Genomic DNA, 1,012 nt, shown 5'->3' with positions numbered 1-1,012 from the left:
GTTGTGTCCAGAGCCAGGCATCATAGTGGTGATCGCAAACGGGTGATCCTGACTCGCCCCCCGTAGTTCCATTGATTTAAACGACGGTGAATCGGGGTTCCAATAGCTTTTTAAAAGCGAACTGACAGCGGCAAACACTTCTACAGATGTCCATGAATAAGGGTTGGAGCATAGTGGAGTGTCTTTGGTATCGAGAACAAAACGTTCTGTCAACGGTTCGGCCTGACAGACGACAGGAAACGTCAGTAACAGCAACCGGAGTGCAGCAAAGAGTGAGTATTTAATAATTCTATCCCTGCATTCTGGCTTTTACAGGGCAAGGATAGATCAAAAAAACCTCATGAAAGAGCGGTTGCCACATTAAGAACTAAGGTCATTGTTCAGAAGGCTTGCGTTTTCGATGCATTCTTTTGTGATTCGACAGGGCTTTAGAATTCTTGCAGACCTCTGCGCATGGACGCGACTGGTCATCCTCCCCAACCACGATCTCGTTACAGGTTTGTTGCCTGGTGTGGTTTCTTCTTTTGTGAGTCCAAAGGGCTTGAACATTCTTGCAGACCTTTCCGCATGGACGCGACTGGCCATCCTCCCCAACTACGACCACGTCACAGGTTTGTTGCCTCGTGTGGCCTCTGCTTTTGTGATCCCACAGGGCTTGAATATTCTTGCAGACCTTGCCGCATGGCCGCGACTGGCCATCCTCACCGATCACGGTTACGTTACAGGTTTTTTGCCCGCTGTGTTGTCGACTTTTGTGAACGGAAAGAGCTGCGGCATTTCTGCTGATTTTTCCGCACGGCTTCGGTTGGCCATCCTCGCCAACCACGGTCGCGTCACAGATTTGTTGCCTCGTGTGGTCTCTGCTTCTGTGATCCCATAGGGCTTGAGCATTCTTGCAGAGCTTTCCGCATGGCCGCGGCTGGCCATCCTCACCGGTCACGGTTAAGTTACAGGTTTGTTGCCCCGTGTGGTATCCACTTTTGTGGGCTGACAAGCTGTTGGCACTTTTAAA

The 1,012-nt window shown here is 50.5% G+C and carries 2 protein-coding genes; both read right to left on the bottom strand.

Features of this window, described 5'->3' with window-relative positions; translation table 11 throughout:
• Positions 1–255: hypothetical protein (locus tag KDK17_RS17345; protein ID WP_257288663.1), on the bottom strand; the 255-nt coding region annotated here is incomplete at its 3' end.
• A 118-nt stretch (positions 256–373) separates the two neighbouring features.
• Positions 374–1,012, bottom strand: a 639-nt coding sequence (locus KDK17_RS17340; protein ID WP_257288662.1) for a hypothetical protein, incomplete at its 5' end; no start/stop codon positions are given.

This window comes from Endozoicomonas sp. SESOKO2, from assembly GCF_024606245.1.
Lineage (GTDB): Bacteria > Pseudomonadota > Gammaproteobacteria > Pseudomonadales > Endozoicomonadaceae > Endozoicomonas_A.
The sequence above is the reverse complement of the archived record's forward strand: the minus strand, read 5'-3'. Positions and strand labels throughout refer to the sequence as shown.